The sequence below is a fragment of the Pseudomonas sp. GW821-FHT07G06 genome, assembly GCF_058986625.1.
Genome location: NZ_JBYSVW010000012.1, coordinates 159,268 through 176,619, shown reverse-complemented (window position 1 = coordinate 176,619; position 17,352 = coordinate 159,268). Strand labels below are relative to the sequence as shown.

The 17,352-nt window shown below is 62.6% G+C and carries 15 protein-coding genes and 1 pseudogene; 9 read left to right on the top strand and 7 right to left on the bottom strand.

All coding sequences use genetic code 11. From position 1 onward, the window contains the following. Nucleotides 1-135: 135 nt before the first annotated feature. Both AC3WJW_RS20830 and speB read right to left on the bottom strand, forming a co-directional pair. Nucleotides 136-1,644, bottom strand: a complete 1,509-nt coding sequence (locus AC3WJW_RS20830; RefSeq protein ID WP_493727193.1) for an aldehyde dehydrogenase family protein — start codon at nt 1,642-1,644, stop codon at nt 136-138. A 53-nt stretch (nt 1,645-1,697) separates the two neighbouring features. Continuing rightward, on the bottom strand, nt 1,698-2,699 hold the full coding sequence (speB, locus tag AC3WJW_RS20825; protein ID WP_008049320.1) for an agmatinase: 1,002 nt from the start codon (nt 2,697-2,699) through the stop codon (nt 1,698-1,700). A 151-nt stretch (nt 2,700-2,850) separates the two neighbouring features. On the opposite strand from speB, the gene AC3WJW_RS20820 reads away from it, so the two are divergent. The 9 genes and pseudogenes from AC3WJW_RS20820 to AC3WJW_RS20780 all read left to right on the top strand — a co-directional run. After that, nucleotides 2,851-3,765 carry a LysR family transcriptional regulator gene (locus AC3WJW_RS20820; protein WP_102699166.1) on the top strand — a complete coding sequence of 305 codons (915 nt, stop codon included), beginning with the start codon at nt 2,851-2,853 and terminating at the stop codon, nt 3,763-3,765. A gap of 68 nt (nt 3,766-3,833) precedes the next feature. Then, nucleotides 3,834-5,342, top strand: coding sequence for a transcriptional regulator GcsR (gene gcsR / locus AC3WJW_RS20815; RefSeq protein ID WP_493727192.1), 1,509 nt, complete (start codon nt 3,834-3,836; stop codon nt 5,340-5,342). 142 nt (nt 5,343-5,484) lie between these two features. Continuing rightward, the gene (locus AC3WJW_RS20810; RefSeq protein ID WP_493727191.1) at nt 5,485-5,652 is read left to right on the top strand and encodes a hypothetical protein; all 168 of its coding nucleotides are present in this window, start codon (nt 5,485-5,487) and stop codon (nt 5,650-5,652) included. A 92-nt stretch (nt 5,653-5,744) separates the two neighbouring features. After that, entirely contained in the window at nt 5,745-6,128 is a 384-nt protein-coding gene (gcvH, locus tag AC3WJW_RS20805) for a glycine cleavage system protein GcvH (protein WP_493727190.1), read from the top strand. 32 nt (nt 6,129-6,160) lie between these two features. Further along, the gene (gene glyA, locus AC3WJW_RS20800) at nt 6,161-7,417 is read left to right on the top strand and encodes a serine hydroxymethyltransferase (RefSeq protein ID WP_493727189.1); all 1,257 of its coding nucleotides are present in this window, start codon (nt 6,161-6,163) and stop codon (nt 7,415-7,417) included. Between the two features lie 165 nt (nt 7,418-7,582). Then, nucleotides 7,583-8,572: a lipoyl synthase gene (gene lipA / locus AC3WJW_RS20795; protein WP_493727188.1), complete on the top strand. Its 990-nt coding sequence runs from the start codon at nt 7,583-7,585 to the stop codon at nt 8,570-8,572. 33 nt (nt 8,573-8,605) lie between these two features. Beyond that, nucleotides 8,606-9,364 (top strand): M15 family metallopeptidase, encoded by a 759-nt coding sequence (locus tag AC3WJW_RS20790; protein ID WP_493727187.1) that lies wholly within the window; start codon nt 8,606-8,608, stop codon nt 9,362-9,364. Then, complete coding sequence (locus AC3WJW_RS20785; protein ID WP_493727186.1) at nt 9,361-10,080, top strand: L,D-transpeptidase family protein; 720 nt, start codon at nt 9,361-9,363, stop codon at nt 10,078-10,080. The genes AC3WJW_RS20790 and AC3WJW_RS20785 overlap by 4 nt, the downstream gene beginning before the upstream one ends. Nucleotides 10,081-10,087: 7 nt before the next feature. After that, nucleotides 10,088-10,186 (top strand): annotated as a pseudogene (locus tag AC3WJW_RS20780) (N-acetyltransferase); the annotation flags it as partial. A 21-nt stretch (nt 10,187-10,207) separates the two neighbouring features. On the opposite strand, the gene AC3WJW_RS20775 reads toward AC3WJW_RS20780, so the two are convergent. The 5 genes from AC3WJW_RS20775 to AC3WJW_RS20755 all read right to left on the bottom strand — a co-directional run bounded on the left by AC3WJW_RS20775 (nt 10,208) and on the right by AC3WJW_RS20755 (nt 17,267). Then, on the bottom strand, nt 10,208-11,596 hold the full coding sequence (locus AC3WJW_RS20775) for a purine-cytosine permease family protein (protein WP_493727185.1): 1,389 nt from the start codon (nt 11,594-11,596) through the stop codon (nt 10,208-10,210). A gap of 44 nt (nt 11,597-11,640) precedes the next feature. Then, a complete protein-coding gene (locus AC3WJW_RS20770; protein WP_493727184.1) occupies nt 11,641-12,381 on the bottom strand; it encodes a TorF family putative porin in 741 nt (246 codons plus the stop codon). A 107-nt stretch (nt 12,382-12,488) separates the two neighbouring features. Further along, nucleotides 12,489-14,228 (bottom strand): amidohydrolase, encoded by a 1,740-nt coding sequence (locus AC3WJW_RS20765; protein ID WP_493727183.1) that lies wholly within the window; start codon nt 14,226-14,228, stop codon nt 12,489-12,491. Nucleotides 14,229-14,246: 18 nt separating this feature from the next. After that, nucleotides 14,247-16,043, bottom strand: coding sequence for an amidohydrolase (locus AC3WJW_RS20760; RefSeq protein WP_493727238.1), 1,797 nt, complete (start codon nt 16,041-16,043; stop codon nt 14,247-14,249). 201 nt (nt 16,044-16,244) lie between these two features. After that, nucleotides 16,245-17,267: a helix-turn-helix transcriptional regulator gene (locus AC3WJW_RS20755; protein WP_493727237.1), complete on the bottom strand. Its 1,023-nt coding sequence runs from the start codon at nt 17,265-17,267 to the stop codon at nt 16,245-16,247. Between the last annotated feature and the right edge of the window lie 85 nt (nt 17,268-17,352).

Genomic DNA, 17,352 nt, shown 5'->3' with positions numbered 1-17,352 from the left:
GATAGGTGTACGCCCTTGTAGGAGCTGCCGCAGGCTGCGATCTTTTGATCTTGATCTTCAGCCGTCCGACAGGACAGCAAAGATCAAAAGATCGCAGCCTGCGGCAGCTCCTACAGGGATTGAGTCAGCCTTGACTCAGGGGAGCGTGATCCAGACTGCCTTGGTTTCGAGCAGGTAATCGAGCTGCTCGGCGCCCAGGTCCTTGCCGAACCCGGACTGTTTGTAGCCACCGAACGGCATCGACGGATCGAGGGTGCCGTGGGCGTTGACGTAGACCGAACCGGCCTTGAGGCGCGGGATCAGGCTGTGCACTTTGCCCAGGTCGTTGGAATACAGTGCGGCAGCCAGGCCGTAAGGCGAGTCGTTGGCCAGGGCCAGGGCCTCTTCCTCATCGTCGAAGGGGGCGGTGACCAGCACCGGGCCGAAGATCTCTTCCTGGACAATGCGCATGTCGTTGCGGCAATGGGCGAAGATGGTCGGCTCGACGAAGAAGCCAGGGCCATCGACCGCTTGTCCGCCGTAGACCAGTTCGGCGCCTTCGGCCTTGCCGGTCTCGATGTACTCGGTCACGCGCTGCTTTTGCAGGGCCGAAACCAGTGGGCCGATGAAGCAGTCCGGGTCCAGGCCCGGGGCCATTTTCAGGGTGCGTGTATAGGCGATCAGCTCACCCAGGAATTGGTCGTAGACGCTGCTATGAATATAGGCCCGTGTACCGGCGTCGCATACCTGCCCGGAGTTGAAAAACACGCCGTTGGCGACCGCTTGGGCGGCGGACGGGATGTCGGCGTCGGCGCAGACGATGACCGGTGATTTGCCACCGAGTTCGAGGGTCAGGCGCTTCATGTCATCCAGCGCTGCGCGGCCGACAGTCTGGCCGACCGGGGTCGAGCCGGTGAAGGTCAGTTTGTCGATGCCGGGGTGGGTGGCCATGGCCGCACCGACCACACTGCCGCGCCCCGTGACGATGTTGATCACGCCGTCGGGGATGCCCGCTTCCTGCACCAGTTCAGCGAAACGCAGGGCCGACAACGAAGTCAGTTCGGCGGGCTTGACCACCACTGTGCAACCGGTCGCCAGGGCCGCGCCGAGCTTCCAGGCCATGGTCTGCAACGGGAAGTTCCACGGCACGATGGCACCGACCACGCCGACCGCTTCCTTGCGGGTATAGGCCAGGTAGTTGCCCGGCAACGAAGGTTCGACGGTGCGGCCGTGCAGCTTGGTGGCCCAGCCGGCGAAGTAACGCAGGGTATCGACGGTGCCCTGGATGTCTACATCCTTGGCGAAGGCCACGGATTTGCCCATGTCGATCGATTCGATTTCCGCCAGTTCGGCAGCGTTCTGTTCGATCAGGTCGGCCAGGCGCTGCATCATGCGCTCGCGCTCGGCCGGTTTGGCCTGACGCCAGGCGCCGCCGTCGAACTGGGCGCGGGCGGCTTGCACGGCGCGGTCCAGGTCATCGGTAGTGCCCATGGGAATGCGGGTGATCAAGCCTTCGGTCGAGGGTTCGATCACATCGGAGGTTTCGCCGTTGCCGGATTCAACCCAGGCGCCGCCGATGAACATTTTCTGGACCTTGCTGAGGAAGGTCTGGGTGGCTTCGCTGACGCCGAATTTCTGCAGGTAACTCTTGACGATCGTGTCCATTTTTATTCTCTCTGCCCGGCAGTCAGGTCCTGCCGGGTTTTGTGGTTTCGATATCAGGCTGGAGTGGTTTCGCTCTCGGCGGCCGCACGCACCTTGCCGCGCTCGTGGAAGATGAAACCGATGCTGTTGAGCAGCAGTTGCGCGGCGAGGATCGAGGTCATGCCGGTCGGGTCGTACACCGGCGCCACTTCCACCAGGTCCATGCCGACGATGTTGCCCTTGCTGCGTTTGGCCAGGGCCTGGATGATTTCCAGCACTTCGTAGTAGAGGAAGCCGCCGTGGCTCGGGGTGCCGGTGCCGGGGGCGATGGACGGATCGAAACCGTCGATGTCGATGGTGATGTAGTAGTTGATGTTCTGCGGGATCAGCGCCAGCACACCCTCGACGCCGAGGCGGCGCACATCGCGTACCGAGAGGATTTTCGAGCCGGCTTCATGGGCAGCTTCGTAGTCGTCACGGTTGGACGACGACACGTTGCGAATGCCCATCTGGGTCATGCCGACGATGTGGTTCATTTCCGAAGCGCGGCGCAGCGGGTTGCCGTGGCCGTAGCGCACACCGTGGCGCTCGTCGACGAAATCCAGGTGCGCATCGAAGTGGATGATGTGGATCGGGCCGCGGCCTTCGAAGGCCTTGATCACCGGCGCGTGCACCGAGTGATCGCCGCCGAGCACCACCGGCATCACGCCGGCATCGAGGATCTTGCGCACGGCGTATTCGGTGTTCTTGTTGCTGGTGGCCATGTCGGTGTGGACGATGTCGGCATCACCGACGTCGACCATGCGCACATCCGATGCTGTGAGGTACATCACGTCGTCTTCGTGATCGTAGGCACCGGCGTGGCCGAAGGAAAACAGCGTCGATGCTTCACGAATCCCGCGGGGTCCGAAGCGTGCGCCGGAGCGCCACTGGGTGCCCATGTCGTTGGGCACGCCCAGCACCGCGACGTCGGCATCCAGTGCATCCCAATCGGTGCACACCGGGGATTTGCCAAAGGTGCAATGACCCACGAATGGCAGGTTCAGGCGACCGGATTCATAACCGTTGTTCGACATTTCTAGCCTCTCCACTTCTTGTTATCGGCCTGGCGGACTGCAAGGCGACCGCCGTTGGAAAGACTATGGGCGCAGGTTTTCGTGGAAAAAATGCTAAACATCAGATACTCATATCGGCATTCCCGATGCATCCACAGGCCGGAGGTCCAAGATGATCCAGCTGCACGATGTCGACCTGAAACTGCTCAGAGTGTTTGCCACAATTGTCCGTTGCGGCGGTTTCTCGGCCGCGCAGGCGGCGCTGAATGCCGGGCAGTCGACCATCAGCGAGCAGATGACCCACCTGGAAACCCGCCTGGGGGTCAAACTCTGCCAGCGCGGGCGCAGCGGCTTTCGCCTGACCGAACAGGGCGTGGCGATTCATGAAGCCACTCAACGCCTGCTCTCGGCGGTGGAAAACTTCTGCATGGACGCCGACGTGCTCAAGCAGCACATCAGCGGCAAGCTCAACCTGGGGATCATCGACACCACGATCACCGACCCCGACTCGCCGATCCCGCGCACCACCCAGCGCTTCGTCTCCCGCGGCCACGACGTGCACCTGAACGTGTACGTCGGCACCCCGGCGGAACTCGAAGAACGGGTACTAGACGGTCGACTTCATCTCGCCATCGGGCACTTCCCGATCCATGTGCCGGGGCTGCTGCAATCGCCGCTGTACCAGGAAGCCCTGGGCTTGTATTGCGGGCGGCGCCACCCGCTGTTTGGCAGCCAGGCAGAAGGTGAGGAACTGCTCGAAGAAGTCGCTGCCGGGCGCATCGTCGTGCGTGGCTACATGCAGCAATACGACCTCGAGCACCTGGGCGTGAGCAAGGCGGCCGCCACCGTCGATAACATCGAGGCTTCGGCTATCCTGATCATCTCCGGCGCCTATGTGGGCTTCCTGCCCGAGCACTTCGCCAGCCAGTGGGTCAAGAGCGGCGAGATGCATCAACTGGCAGCCGCGAGCCTGCGCCTGAAGTCACCCTTCGATGTGATCACCCGGCGCGGTACGGCTCCGCCGCCCATCCTCCAGGCGTTCCTTGAGGACCTGGCCGCCAGCGCCCGTAAAACCGCCAAGCCGTGATATGCCACTCGCCAAATTGAAATTTTGCCGGGCATACTGATTCGGTTCGCCAACCTTGCAGGCCCGTCATGCGCATCCACGTCACCTTCATCGACCGCGTCGGAATCACCCAGGAAGTGCTGGCCCTGCTCGGTGGACGCAGTTTCAACCTGGACGCCGTGGAGATGGTCCCGCCGAACGTCTACATCGATGCGCCGACCCTCGGCGCCGAGGTGCTCGAGGAACTGCGCGAAGCCCTTTTCGATGTGCGCGGCGTGCAGGCCGTGACCCTGGTCGACATCCTCCCGGGGCAACGCCGGCGTCTGCAACTGGACGCCTTGCTGGCCGCCAGCTCCGACCCGGTGCTGGCGGTGGATGACCGTGGTCATGTGCTGCTCGCCAACCCGGCGCTGATCGCCCTGTGCGGCCGCGAACCGGCCGGTGAGTCGCTGACCGCCCTGTTCGACGATGCCGATTTGCAGCGCACCCTGATCGCCCATCATTTCCGCCTGCCGATGCACGAGGTCAGTCTGGGCGGCCAGACCTTGCTCCTCGACGCGATGCCGATCACCGACGCTGGCGCCCTGCTCACCCTGTATCAACCCAATCGCATCGGCGAACGCCTGTCGGCGCTGCACCACGACCATGCCGAAGGCTTCGATGCGCTGCTCGGCGAATCGCCGCCGATCCGCGCGCTAAAAGCCCGCGCCCAACGGGTGGCGGCCCTTGATGCACCGCTCCTGATCCAGGGTGAAACCGGCACCGGCAAGGAGCTGGTGGCCCGCGCCTGCCATGCCATCAGTCCACGCCACGACGCGCCATTCCTGGCCCTGAACTGCGCGGCACTGCCGGAGAGCCTCGCTGAAAGCGAGCTGTTCGGCTACGCCCCCGGCGCCTTCACTGGCGCGCAACGGGGCGGCAAGCTCGGCCTGCTGGAACTGGCCGACCAGGGCACGGTGTTTCTCGATGAAGTGGGGGAAATGTCACCTTACCTGCAAGCCAAGTTGCTGCGTTTCTTGAGCGATGGCTGCTTCCGTCGGGTCGGTGGCGACAAGGAAGTACGGGTCAATGTGCGGGTGCTCAGCGCGACCCACCGCGACCTGGAAAAAATGGTCGCCGAAGGACGCTTCCGCGAAGACCTGTTCTACCGCCTCAACGTGCTCAACCTGCAAGTGCCGCCGCTGCGCGAGCGCGGTCACGACATCCTGCTGATGGCCAATCACTTCATGCAACAGGCCTGCGCGCAGATCCAGCGGCCGGCCTGTCGCTTGGCACCGAGCACCTTCGGCGCCCTGCTCGGCAACCGCTGGCCGGGCAACGTGCGGCAACTGCAAAACGTGATCTTTCGCGCGGCGGCGATCTGCGAAAATCCACTGGTGGACATCGACGACCTCGACATCGCCCGCACCGCCGTCGAGCGGCAAAACGACGGTGAAGTCGGCAGCCTGGAAGAGGCCGTTGGCGACTTTGAAAAGAACCTGCTGGAACAGCTTTACCGCAGCTATCCATCGAGTCGGTTGCTCGCTGCGCGGTTGCAGACGTCCCATAGCGCCATCGCGATTCGCCTGCGCAAATACGGCATTCCCAACAAACCCTGAGTTATCTGTCGGAACACATTGTCACCGACAACACATTCCCCTGTGGGAGCGAGCTTGCTCGCGATGAGGGAGTGTCAGTCAATATCAATGTGACTGTCATGCCGCTATCGCGAGCAAGCTCGCTCCCACAGGGGACTAAGTCGTGCGCAAGATCGTCGTTCGCAAATCGATACAGCGTAGCGAAATCAAGACACCCCCTTCCCTGCCAGCAATCACGGCGCTTGTGTCCGAGGCTTTACCTGCCTGTATTGATTTCAGTACAACGTCAGTCATCGCCAATTTGAAAAACATCTTCAAGCCATTGATTTAAAACAACTAATAAACCTTGGCACCACCCTTGCTATCACTCATCCAACCCCGCTCGTCGCCCCGCCACGAGCCTTAAAACAATAAGGAGTTGATATGAGCCAATTGCGTTTTACCGTCGATCACGAATGGTTGCGCCTTGAGAGCAATGGCCTGGTCACCGTCGGCATCACGGCGTTTGCCCAGCAGGCGCTGGGGGATGTGGTGTTCGTTCAGGTGCCTGAATTGGGCGCCTTCAATACAGGCGCTGAAGTGTCGGTGCTGGAGTCGGTGAAAGCCGCCAGCAGCATCGGCATGCCGCTGGACGGTGAGGTAGTCGAGGTCAATCACACGCTGGAAAACAGCCCGGAACGGGTCAACGAAGACCCGTTGGGCGAAGGCTGGTTCTTTCGCTTCAAACCGGTCGATGTCGAGGCGTTGAGCGAATTGCTGGATCAAGACGCCTATGCACGCCTGACCGCCGAACACGCCGACGCTTGAAGCCCCCACGAATCCCGAAAAAGGACCACACCATGTTCAGCAAGCACGACCAGATCAAAGGCTACGACGACGAACTGCTGGCGGCGATGAATGCCGAGGATGCGCGGCAGGAACACCATATCGAACTGATCGCCTCGGAAAACTACACCAGCCAGCGGGTCATGCAGGCCCAGGGCAGCGGCCTGACCAACAAGTACGCCGAAGGGTATCCGGGCAAGCGCTACTACGGCGGCTGTGAGCACGTCGATGTGGTCGAGCAACTGGCCATCGATCGCGCCAGACAACTTTTCGGCGCCGACTACGCCAACGTCCAGCCGCACTCCGGCAGCCAGGCCAACGCCGCGGTTTATCTGGCGTTGCTGCAAGCGGGCGACACCGTGCTCGGCATGAGCCTGGCCCACGGCGGCCACCTGACCCACGGCGCCAAGGTGAGTTTTTCCGGCAAGTTGTACAACGCCGTGCAGTACGGCATCGACACCGCCACCGGCCTGATCGATTACGACGAAGTCGAGCGTCTGGCACTGGAGCACCAGCCGAAGATGATCATCGCCGGCTTCTCGGCCTATTCGAAGACCCTGGACTTCCCGCGCTTCCGCCAGATCGCCGACAAGGTTGGCGCCTACTTCTTCGTCGACATGGCCCACGTCGCCGGGCTGGTGGCCACGGGGCTGTACCCGAACCCGCTGCCCTACGCCGACGTGGTCACCACCACCACGCACAAGACCCTGCGCGGCCCCCGTGGCGGTCTGATTCTGGCCAAGGCCAACCCGGAGCTGGAGAAGAAGCTCAACGCCGCCGTGTTCCCCGGCGGTCAGGGTGGCCCGCTGATGCACGTGATCGCCGCCAAGGCCGTGTGCTTCAAGGAAGCGCTGGAGCCGGCATTCAAGACTTATCAGACGCAGGTGATCCGCAATGCCCAGGCCATGGCACAGGTGTTTATCGAGCGCGGTTATGACGTGGTCTCCGGCGGTACCGACAACCACCTGTTCCTGGTCAGCCTGATCCGCCAGGGCCTGACCGGCAAGGACGCGGACGCCGCCCTCGGGCGTGCCGGCATCACCGTGAACAAGAACGCCGTGCCCAACGATCCGCAATCGCCGTTCGTGACCTCCGGCCTGCGCATCGGTACGCCGGCGATCACCAGCCGTGGCTTCAAGGAAGCGCAAAGCATCGCCCTGGCCGGGTGGATCTGCGACATCCTCGATCACCTGGGCGATGCCGACATCGAAGCCAATGTCGCCCGCCAGGCGGCGGCCCTGTGCGCGGACTTCCCGGTCTACCGCGACTAAGCACACAACACAAAACCCTGTGGGAAAAACCTGTGGGAGCGAGCTTGCTCGCGATGGCGGACTTTCATTCAACATCAATGCTGAATGTAATGGCCTCATCGCGAGCAAGCTCGCTCCCACAGGGTCTCCCACAGGTTCTGTACCCTGTTGCACAAGGAAAGAACCATGAACGCCATTGTCGAATCGACCGGCAACCACCCGGCCAAAGTGGAGGTCGGCACCAAACTGCGCGGTGCGGACAAGGTCGCGCGGATTCCGGTGAAGATCATTCCCACGGATGAATTTCCGCGCAAACCCGACTGGATCCGCGTGCGCATGCCGATCTCTCCCGAGGTCGAGCGGATCAAGCAACTGTTGCGCAAGCACAAGCTGCACAGCGTCTGCGAAGAAGCCTCGTGCCCGAACCTCGGCGAGTGTTTTTCCGGTGGCACCGCGACCTTCATGATCATGGGCGACATCTGCACCCGGCGCTGCCCGTTCTGCGATGTCGGCCATGGCCGGCCCAGACCGCTGGACATCAACGAACCGATGAACCTGGCCGTGGCGATCGCCGAGCTGCGCCTGAAGTACGTGGTGATCACCTCGGTGGATCGCGACGATTTGCGCGACGGCGGCGCCCAACACTTTGTCGATTGCCTGCGCGAGATCCGCAAGCTGTCGCCCGGCGTGCAACTGGAGACCCTGGTGCCGGATTATCGCGGACGCATGGACGTGGCCCTGGCGATCACCGCCACTGAGCCGCCGGATGTGTTCAACCACAACCTGGAAACCGTACCGCGCCTGTACAAGGCCGCGCGCCCCGGTTCGGACTTCGAGTGGTCGCTGGACCTGCTGCAGAAGTTCAAGCTCGCCGTGCCCCACGTACCGACCAAATCCGGGCTGATGCTGGGCCTGGGCGAAACCGACGAGGAAGTGATCGAGGTCATGCAGCGCATGCGCGAGCACGACATCGACATGCTGACCCTCGGCCAGTACTTGCAGCCCTCGCGCAGTCACCTGCCGGTGCAGCGCTTCGTGCACCCGGACACCTTTGCCTGGTTCGCCGAGGAAGGTGCGCGCATGGGTTTCAAGAACGTCGCGTCCGGGCCGCTGGTGCGTTCGTCCTATCACGCCGATCAACAACTTCATGGAGGTGCCAGCGGTTTCCAGCCATGATGGAGTGACTGGTCATGCATGGAGCCGTTCCCGATGCCGCGTTCACCCTGTCTGTTGTTGCTGTGCCTGAGCCTTGCCACGCCGTGCATGGCCGACGAGCCGAAACCCGGGCACATGCTGTATGTGCGCAGCGTCGACCCGGGCATCGTGCAGGACATCCGCTACGCCAGCGCACACAATTTCACCGGGCACCCGCTCGACGGCTACCAGGCGGCGGAGTGCCTGCTGTCGCAGGACGCGGCGAAGGCGTTGGCCCGAGTGCAAAGCGCACTGAAAGCCGAAGGCTATGGCTTGAAGGTCTTCGACTGCTATCGCCCGACCCGCGCGGTGGCGGACATGGGCCGCTTCGCCAGCGAACCCGGCGACCCACTCAAGACCGAGTTCTATCCACGGGTCGACAAGCAGGACTTCTGGCGCCTGGGGTATGTGGCCCGGGTGTCCAATCACTCCCGGGGCAACACCGTCGACCTGACGATGACCGGCCCCGACGCCCTCCCCGCCGACACCTGGACGCCTTCGGTGAAACCGGTGGATTGCACGGCGCCTTATGGCGAGCGCTGGCACGACGGCGCGCTCGACATGGGCACCGGTTTCGATTGCTTCGATGAGCGGGCGCACACCGACTCGGCGCTGATCAACGCCACGGCCAGGGCCAATCGCCAGCGACTGACCGATGCCATGGCCAAGGAAGGCTTTGTGGGGTATTCGGCCGAGTGGTGGCACTTCACGTACAGCGGCAATCCGCCGAAGCCGGACGTCATGGACTTCCCCATCACGCCGTTGGCGCCATGAACAATCTGCTCAAGGCCATGTTGATGGCGCTTTTTCCGCTGGCCGCCATGGCCCAGGGACTCGATGGCAGCGACCAACTGATCGTGGTCACCAGTAAAGGCTGGAATGACATCCAGGGTACTGCCCAGCGCTATGAACGGCACGGGCAGACCTTGCGCAAATTCGAAGCGCCCTTTGCCGTCGTTCTCGGCAAGAACGGCATGGGCTGGGGCAAGGGGCTGCTCGACAGCGGGCCACCTGAAGGACCGGTCAAGCAGGAAGGCGATGGAAAGGCGCCAGCCGGGATGTTCAAGCTGGGCACAGCGTTTGGCTACGCGCCTTCGGCCGATACCCGCCTGCCCTATCTGTCGCTGACACCGAGCATCGAATGCGTGGATGACAGCCAATCGACTCGCTACAACGAACTGGTCGACGGCGCGGTCGTCGAAAAGGACTGGAGCAGCTCCGAACGGATGCGCCGCCCGGATGAGTTGTACCGCCAGGGCATTTTCATCCAGCACAACACCCCGGCCTCTCCCACTGCCGGCTCGTGCATTTTCTTCCACATCTGGCGCGGCCCCACGACGCCGACCCGTGGCTGTACGGCCATGGACCCGGCGGATATCGAGCGGTTGTTCGATTGGCTGGACCCGGGCAAATCCCCAGTGCTGGTGCAACTGCCTGAAGCGCAGTACGAGGCGTTGCGTGAGCGTTGGAAACTTCCCGAACGCCAGTAAACACCGGACCCTGTGGCGAGGGAGCTTGCTCCCGCTGGGGCGCGAAGCGGCCCTAAAAGATGGGACTGCTACGCAGTCCAGCGGGAGCAAGCTCCCTCGCCACAAATGCTAGTCTCTCCTGGTCGTGTTAACCCCGCTCAACCACCACGCCACTCATCGATGGCTTGGCCAGCGCGTAATAGATCACACCCGGCACCAACAACCCGACGATCCAGGAAATGTCCACGCCGCCCAGTTGCGCAACCATCGGCCCGGAGTAGAAATGGGTGTCGACAAAGGGCAGCTGGATCAACACGCCGATCACATAGACGCTGATCCCCAGTACGTTCCAGCGACCGTAGCGGCCTGTCGGATCGGACAGCGCCGGGATGTCGTAGCGTTCCTTGTTGATGAAGTAGTAGTCCACCAGGTTGATCGCGCTCCACGGGGTGAAGAACGTCAGCAGGAACAGGATGAAGTACTTGAACGAGTTGAGGAACGAGTACTGCCCCGCCAATGCCAGCGCGGTGGACGCCGCGACGATCAGCAGCACAAACAGCATGCGCTGGCGGGCGCTGATTTCCAGGCGGCGGCGAAAGCCACTGATGATGGTGGCGATGCACATGAAGCTACCATAGGCGTTGAGGGTGGACACCGTGACCTTGCCGAACACAATGCTCAGGTACAGCAAGGAGGCGATCACCCCGCTACTGCCCAGGCCGACAATGGTCGCCACTTCGTGCCCACGGAAATTCGCCCCGGCCAGTGCAGCGGCGAACACCCCGAGCACCATCGAAGCCTGGGCCCCCAGCACTGTGCCGAGACCGACGGCGGCGAAGGTTTTCCACGACGACGTCTTGCTCGGCAGGTAGCGCGAGTAGTCCGCCACATAAGGGCCGAAAGCGATCTGCCAGGACGCCGAGAGCGACACCGCCAGCAGGAACGTGCTCCAGCTGAAATGACGGTTGTCGAGCAGCAGGCCGATGTCGTTGAGGGTCATCAACCGGGTGAACAGGTAGGCGAAGGCGATGATGCCCAGCACGCTGGTCACCCGACCGACCAGGTGAATCACCCGATAGCCGAAGATCGTCAGGAACGCGATGCACGCCGCGAAAATCAGGATGCCGGCGCTGTCGCTGACACTGATCAACTGCGCAATCGCCTGCCCCGACAGCACCGCGCCGGTGGCGCTGAAACCGAGGTACATCAGGCACACCAGGACAATCGGGATCGCCGCGCCATACACCCCGAACTGCACGCGGCTGGAGATCATCTGCGGCAGCCCGAGCTTCGGCCCTTGCGCCGCGTGCAGCGCCACCACGGTGCCGCCAAACAGTTGCCCGATCAGCAAGCCGATCAGCGACCAGAACACATCGCCGCCCAGTACCACGGCGAGGGCACCGGTGACGATGGCGGTGATTTGCAGGTTGGCGCCAAGCCACAGGGTGAACTGGCTGTAGAGGCTGCCGTGACGCTCAGCCTCGGGAATGAAATCGATCGAGCGGGTCTCGATCAGGGGACTGCGTTGCGCACTCATGACGGTGTTTCCTTTGAGGAACTGTTTTTGTTGTCGGGGGTGAATCAAAAAGCCTTGGTGGCGCTGGCAACGACCGTGGCCGAACACAGGTCGTCATAGCCATACCAACTGCTGCACTCGCTTTTCGACAAGTCCGTGTCGACGTAGCTCAGGCCCCAGGTCACGCCGACGAAGTCGCGTGTCAGCTTGGCCTCCCACTCGTAGTAAGACTCGCGGTTATCGCCACTGGCGGACCAGAACGCGGGGTCTTTCACATCGTTGCGTCCAAAGCGCAGATCCAGGCCGACTTCAGCCGGCAGATCGATTTTGTAGCCCAGGTAGGTGTAAAGGGTGTCCTGGTCCTCACCGAAGAAGTTCGGTGTGTCCTTTGAGTAATAGGCACCGAGCTTGACGCCATACACATCGACAATGGCGTAGACCTCGCTGAGGTTGAATTCGGAGTTTTTCGGGTAGTCGTACTTGATGTAGCCCAGGTCCAGGCTGATGGCCTCGGTCGCCTGCCAGTAGTAACCCGCGTAGTACTCAAGCTCTTGCCGGGTATCGAAGTCGCCACCGAAATCCACGTTGGAGGTCCAGGCGCCGATGTACAGGCCACTGCTGTGCAGCAGCGTTGCCCCGCCCTGCACGGCCGGATCCCCCAGGGTTTGCGAGATGCCGCGGGTACGGTAGTCGCTGACGACGCCCAGGGTCATGTCAAGGCTGAAGTCATCGTTGAGGGTCAGGGCTTGACTGCTCAGGGGGGCCAATGCCAGTGCGGCGAGGGTCAATGCTGAAAGTGCGTTCATACAGTTCTCTTGTTGTTATGGCGTACGGGGAATTTCAGGCATGGCGATGCCAGGCCCCTCGCGCTACGAGGGGCTGGCGGTTTTTGCGTATGTCGGGTGTTCGCGGGTCAGGACGCGGGGGCGTAGACCTGCTTGCCGGCGAAGAAGGTGTTCAGGACTTTGGTTTCGAACAGGTCGTCATCGCTGACCTTGAACACGTCGCGGTCGAGGATGATCAAGTCAGCCTGCTTGCCCGGTGCCAGCGAGCCGATCTGCTTGTCCAGGCCCAGGGTTTTCGCGGCATTGAGGGTGTAGGCATAAAACATGGTCTGGCGGTCGATGCTTTCCTTGGCATTGAGTACGCCCAACGGTCCCTTGCGGGTGCTGGCCTGGGCAATGGCGTTGAACGGATTGGCGCTCGACACCGGCCAGTCGCTGCCACCGGCAATCGTTGCACCGGCGTCATGCAGGGACCGCGCGGGATACTGGTAACCGTAGGCAAAGGCGCTGATGTAGGGTTTGACCAGTTCGACGGTGTAGGACTCGCCGGTGGCCCACAGCAATTGCATCGAGGCGATCACGCCCAGTTGCTTGAAGCGCGGAAACTCCTTGGGATTGACCAGCTGCAGGTGCGCGATGCTGTGCGGCACCGGTTTCGGGCTGAGCTTGCGCGCATAGGCCACGCCATTGAGTGCCTCACGCACCGCGCGGTCGCCGACGGCGTGCATGTGCACGATCCAGCCGCGTTTTTCCGCCGTCACCACCAGTTCACCGAAGTGCGCCGGGTCGGTCAGCAGTTGACCGTCCTTGTGGCTGTTCTTGTACGGCACGATGACCGCTGCGGTCTGCCCCGGGAACTCGAGAATGCCGTCGACAAAGACCTTGATGCCGGGGAACGTCAGGTTAGGCACGCCCTCGAACTGCTTCATCACCGTGGCGATCACTTCCAGGTCGGCGGGTTTGCTCTTCGGGTTGGTGACCATCAACGCGGCGACGTGGGCGCTGAGTTCGCCGTTCTGCGCCAGCGCCTTGTACAGCGGCAGGACGCCGACGCTTTCGGCGGTGGCATGGAAATCGAACAGTGAGTCTTCACTGCCGCCGTTCGCCGCGGCGTCCATCCACGCCGTGATGCCGAACTGGTTGTTGACCCGCACCGCCTCTTTCGCGGCCTTGAGCATGGTCTCCTGGCTGGGCGCGGGAATTGCGCTGCGTACCACGTCCCAGCGTGATTCGGCAAAGTAGCCATTCGGCGTGAAGTCCGCTTCATGGCCGACGTAACCGCGCTCTTTCTCCGGCAGGCTCTTGACCAGTGCAGCGTCGATGTTCAGACGCTTGAGCATCGCGTTGTTGGCCCAACCGGTGTGGCCGTCGATGCCGCTGAAGACGACAGGCTGATCGGCCCAGCGCCCCTGATTGAACACCTTGCCCAGTTCACGGCTTTTTTCCCAATAGGCCGAACTGACCCCGGCGACGCTGATCACATCGCCAGCCCGGGCGCGCCCGGCCTTGTCCTCTTCAATCAACCACTGCTCAAGTTCGGGCAGCGGTTTGACTTCGTCCAGCAGGTTGGCCTTCATGCTGTCGAACGCCCCCACCACCGGGTGGCTGTGGGTGTCGATCATGCCTGGCATCAACACCTTGCCCGCGAGGTCGATGCGCTGGGTCCCGGCATCGGCCAGTGCGTTGATTTCGGCATTACTGCCGACTTTCAGAATCTTGCCGTCTTGCACCGCAACAGCCTGCACCAGCGTCTGGCCGGGTTCAGCGGTAAAGACCTTGCCGTTGAACAACACAAGATCAGCGGCGGCCATCGCCTGCACCGACGACAAGGCCAGCGCGGCGGCCAACAGGTTTGGAATCAATCGCATCGGAACGCTCTCTGGTTTTTATTGGGCGGATCGGGAAGTAACAGCCTGGACAACCACGTGCGGCGCAAGCCCCAGGAACGGCGCCTTGGCCCACACGACCTTGCCGCCGACCAGCGTCAGCAGCACGTCATTGCGCCCCAGTTCCTCCTCGGGCACCTGCATGAAGTTCTTGTCGAGCACGATCAGGTCAGCGAACTTGCCGACTTCGACCGAGCCCAGCACCGCCTCCAGCTTCAGCTGTTGCGCGGCATTGAGGGTGATGCTGCGCAGCACTTCGGCTCGCGACATGGCCGGATCGCTGTTGAGTCGCCCGGCATATTTGGGTCCATAGCTGTGCGGGTTGGTGGGGTCGCCGGAGCGGGTGACACCGACTTTCAGTGCCAGGAACTCATCGAGGGGATCGACCGGCCAGTCGCTGCCGAACGCCACTCGGCCCCCGGCATTGGCGATGCTGCCCGAGGGCTCCATGCGCTCGAAACGCTCGGCGCCGAGGTGATCGCTGGTGCCATCGACCGTGGACGGCGCCTGCTGCGCCCACTGGAACGACATGGTGGCCGTGACGTCCAGTGCCTTGAAACGTGGGTAGTCGGCAGGGTCGACCGACTCGGCGTGCGCGATGGCCGGGCGGAAGTCCTGACCGGGCAGTTCCTTGCGTACGTAGGCGACGCTGTCCAGTGCGTCCCGCACCGCGCGCTCGCCGGTGGCGTGCAGGTGCGGATCGAGACCGGCCTTGACCGCTTGCAGCACCAGCGGATTGAGCACTTGCGGCGGGAAGTACAGCTCGCCCAGGTTCTTGCCCGGCGTCCATTGCGGTGCCTTGTCGGTGCCGCTGTTGTGCAGGTACGGGGTCAACATGGCGCCGGTGTCCGCCGGGGCATTGATGATGCCGTCCATGAACAGTTTGACGTGGCGCATGCTCACGCCCGGCGCGACATGCACTTCGCCCTGGTCGTAGGTGTTGGCCAGGGCCTTGGCCTCGGCGATGGTTTTCACCGGGTCGGCGGCCGCGGCGGCCGGGTCCAGCTTGATCGCCAGCAAGGCCCGGGCGGTCAGTTCGCCGGACTTTTGCAGAGTGGTGAAGGCCTTGCCGCTTTCCGGCCCCGACAGGGCATCGAAGAAGCTGGTGATGCCCTGTTGGCGCATGGCGTCGAGGGCCGCACGGGTCTGGTTGAGTTTTTCTGCGTCGCTGGCGGGCGGCACCACGGCGGCCAACGACTCGGCGGCGCCGTCCTCGCAGATGCCGTTCGGGTTGCCGGCGCTGTCACGTCGGTACTTGCCGTCTTCCGGGTCGGGGGTGTTCTTGTTGATCCCGGCCAGTTCCAGGCCGCGAGAGTTGGTCAGCACGGTGTGAAAATCGGTGGAGCGCACCTGGATCGGACGCTGGGTCTTGAGCGCGTCCAGGGTCGACTTGTCGGCGTCGCCGTCAAGCCCGGTCATGCCCATGCGATCCCAGCTGCCGACTTCCAGCCAGACATCCGGGCCCTTGTCCTTCTCGGCATCGAGGCAGGCCTGGATGCTCGCCTGAAACTGCGCGCGGGTCATGGTCTGGTATTTCAGGTCACACAGCGTCATGGCGCGACCGCCATCCCCCGGGTGCATGTGCGCATCAACGAAGCCCGGCATCAGCATGCGCCCGGCCAGATCGATCAGTTGTGTCTGCTTGCCGATGTAGCCGTCGACCCCGGCATCGCTGCCGACGTAGACGATCTTGCCGCCCGAAATGGCGATGGCCTGCTGCACGGAGTTCTGGCCATCGACCGTGTAGACGTAGCCATTGCGCATGACCGTGTCGGCGGGTGTCGCCGCCAACGCCATGCCGGAAAATGTCGTGGTCGCCGCCATGGCGACAAAAAGCCTGGAAAGTCTCAAATGCCTCACCCCTGTTCTTATTGTTTTGAAGCGGCCCGAACGGCTGCACAAGCCCTTGTATAGACAGGGCCTACCCTATAGGGCGCAGCGTTCGAATGGACCTCTGCAAATGAGGAGGGGTCAGGCAAATAATTGAAACGGCTGGGATTAATCCCGGCGCACGGACTCCGTCAGCCCGCCCGGCGAACGCAGGACCGAGCCCAGTTCCACCTTGCTTTTCACACCGAGCTGCAAGTAGCAATTGCGCAGGTAGGTGCGCACGGTAGACGGGCTCAAGGCGAGCATTCTGGCGATTTCCTTGTAGGAGTGGCCAGCGGCGAACAGCATCGCCGCCGTGCGCTCCCGAGGTGCCAGGCCATCCCCGCCCGAGGGGGCTTCGAGGGACAGGATGACGTGTTCGGCGTTGGGGCTCAGGGTCAGGGCGCAGCGGCCCAGACGGATCACACAGGGGGCCTTGGACAATTGCGCGATCACCTCCGGTGGCAGCGTGGAACCGCTCCAGCCGGGCAGTTCGCGCTGGATGGCAACACACAACCTGGCCCCCACATAGAGCAGACTGCCGTCCATGCGCGCGATGCCAAAATCACTCCCGCCGTTTTCGCTGTCGAAGCGAATCATGTCCTGCACTTGAAACCGCCACAGCTGGAACAGGTGATCGCAGAACGCCAAAAACAGCTCGGCTTCGTTCTCCTCGAACGCCTGTTCATCCTCACCCCGGTAGAGGCAGACGAAAAACATCAGGCCGCTTTCGGGCAATTCGTAAGTGATGCTCATCAAGTGATAGAGATCGAAGCGCCGGGCGAAATCATTGACTGCCTCGCAAGGGTCGGTGAAACCCTTGTCGCGCACCACTTCACCGGGACGATTGAGCGTGGCGTAGGAGAACTGATCGTTGGCCGCCACCGGATGCCATTCGGCGGCAAAGGATTCAGGAAGATTGATGCTGCCATGCATCCAGCTTTGCATGGGCACATCAGGACCTGGCGCAGACATTTCGCCCCACCAGGCAGAGGCGAAGGGCACCAGTTGACCGAATGCCTGCAGGCCATCGGCGATGAATCGCGACGCCCCGCTCTCCCGCGCCAGCCGACCAAGGTGCAGTACGCAATGATTGAACGCCTTGAGCGTGACCATCGTTGCGTCACCGTCGACTTTATTTCCCGCCCCCATCATTGCGATCCCGTTCACTGCATGGCCTTTCGTTTCGACGATGCCATAGGCCCCTGACGGGCGTCCAGCACGCAATGACATCATC

Coding starts and splice junctions, on each gene's coding strand:
- AC3WJW_RS20770 (WP_493727184.1), bottom strand. CDS start 12,381: ATGAACGCACTTTCAGCATTGACCCTCGCCGCACTGGCATTGGCCCCC.
- AC3WJW_RS20820 (WP_102699166.1), top strand. CDS start 2,851: ATGATCCAGCTGCACGATGTCGACCTGAAACTGCTCAGAGTGTTTGCC.
- AC3WJW_RS20775 (WP_493727185.1), bottom strand. CDS start 11,596: ATGAGTGCGCAACGCAGTCCCCTGATCGAGACCCGCTCGATCGATTTC.
- speB (WP_008049320.1), bottom strand. CDS start 2,699: ATGTCGAACAACGGTTATGAATCCGGTCGCCTGAACCTGCCATTCGTG.
- AC3WJW_RS20785 (WP_493727186.1), top strand. CDS start 9,361: ATGAACAATCTGCTCAAGGCCATGTTGATGGCGCTTTTTCCGCTGGCC.
- AC3WJW_RS20755 (WP_493727237.1), bottom strand. CDS start 17,267: ATGGGGGCGGGAAATAAAGTCGACGGTGACGCAACGATGGTCACGCTC.
- gcsR (WP_493727192.1), top strand. CDS start 3,834: ATGCGCATCCACGTCACCTTCATCGACCGCGTCGGAATCACCCAGGAA.
- lipA (WP_493727188.1), top strand. CDS start 7,583: ATGAACGCCATTGTCGAATCGACCGGCAACCACCCGGCCAAAGTGGAG.
- gcvH (WP_493727190.1), top strand. CDS start 5,745: ATGAGCCAATTGCGTTTTACCGTCGATCACGAATGGTTGCGCCTTGAG.
- AC3WJW_RS20830 (WP_493727193.1), bottom strand. CDS start 1,644: ATGGACACGATCGTCAAGAGTTACCTGCAGAAATTCGGCGTCAGCGAA.
- glyA (WP_493727189.1), top strand. CDS start 6,161: ATGTTCAGCAAGCACGACCAGATCAAAGGCTACGACGACGAACTGCTG.
- AC3WJW_RS20760 (WP_493727238.1), bottom strand. CDS start 16,043: ATGGCGTTGGCGGCGACACCCGCCGACACGGTCATGCGCAATGGCTAC.
- AC3WJW_RS20765 (WP_493727183.1), bottom strand. CDS start 14,228: ATGCGATTGATTCCAAACCTGTTGGCCGCCGCGCTGGCCTTGTCGTCG.
- AC3WJW_RS20790 (WP_493727187.1), top strand. CDS start 8,606: ATGCCGCGTTCACCCTGTCTGTTGTTGCTGTGCCTGAGCCTTGCCACG.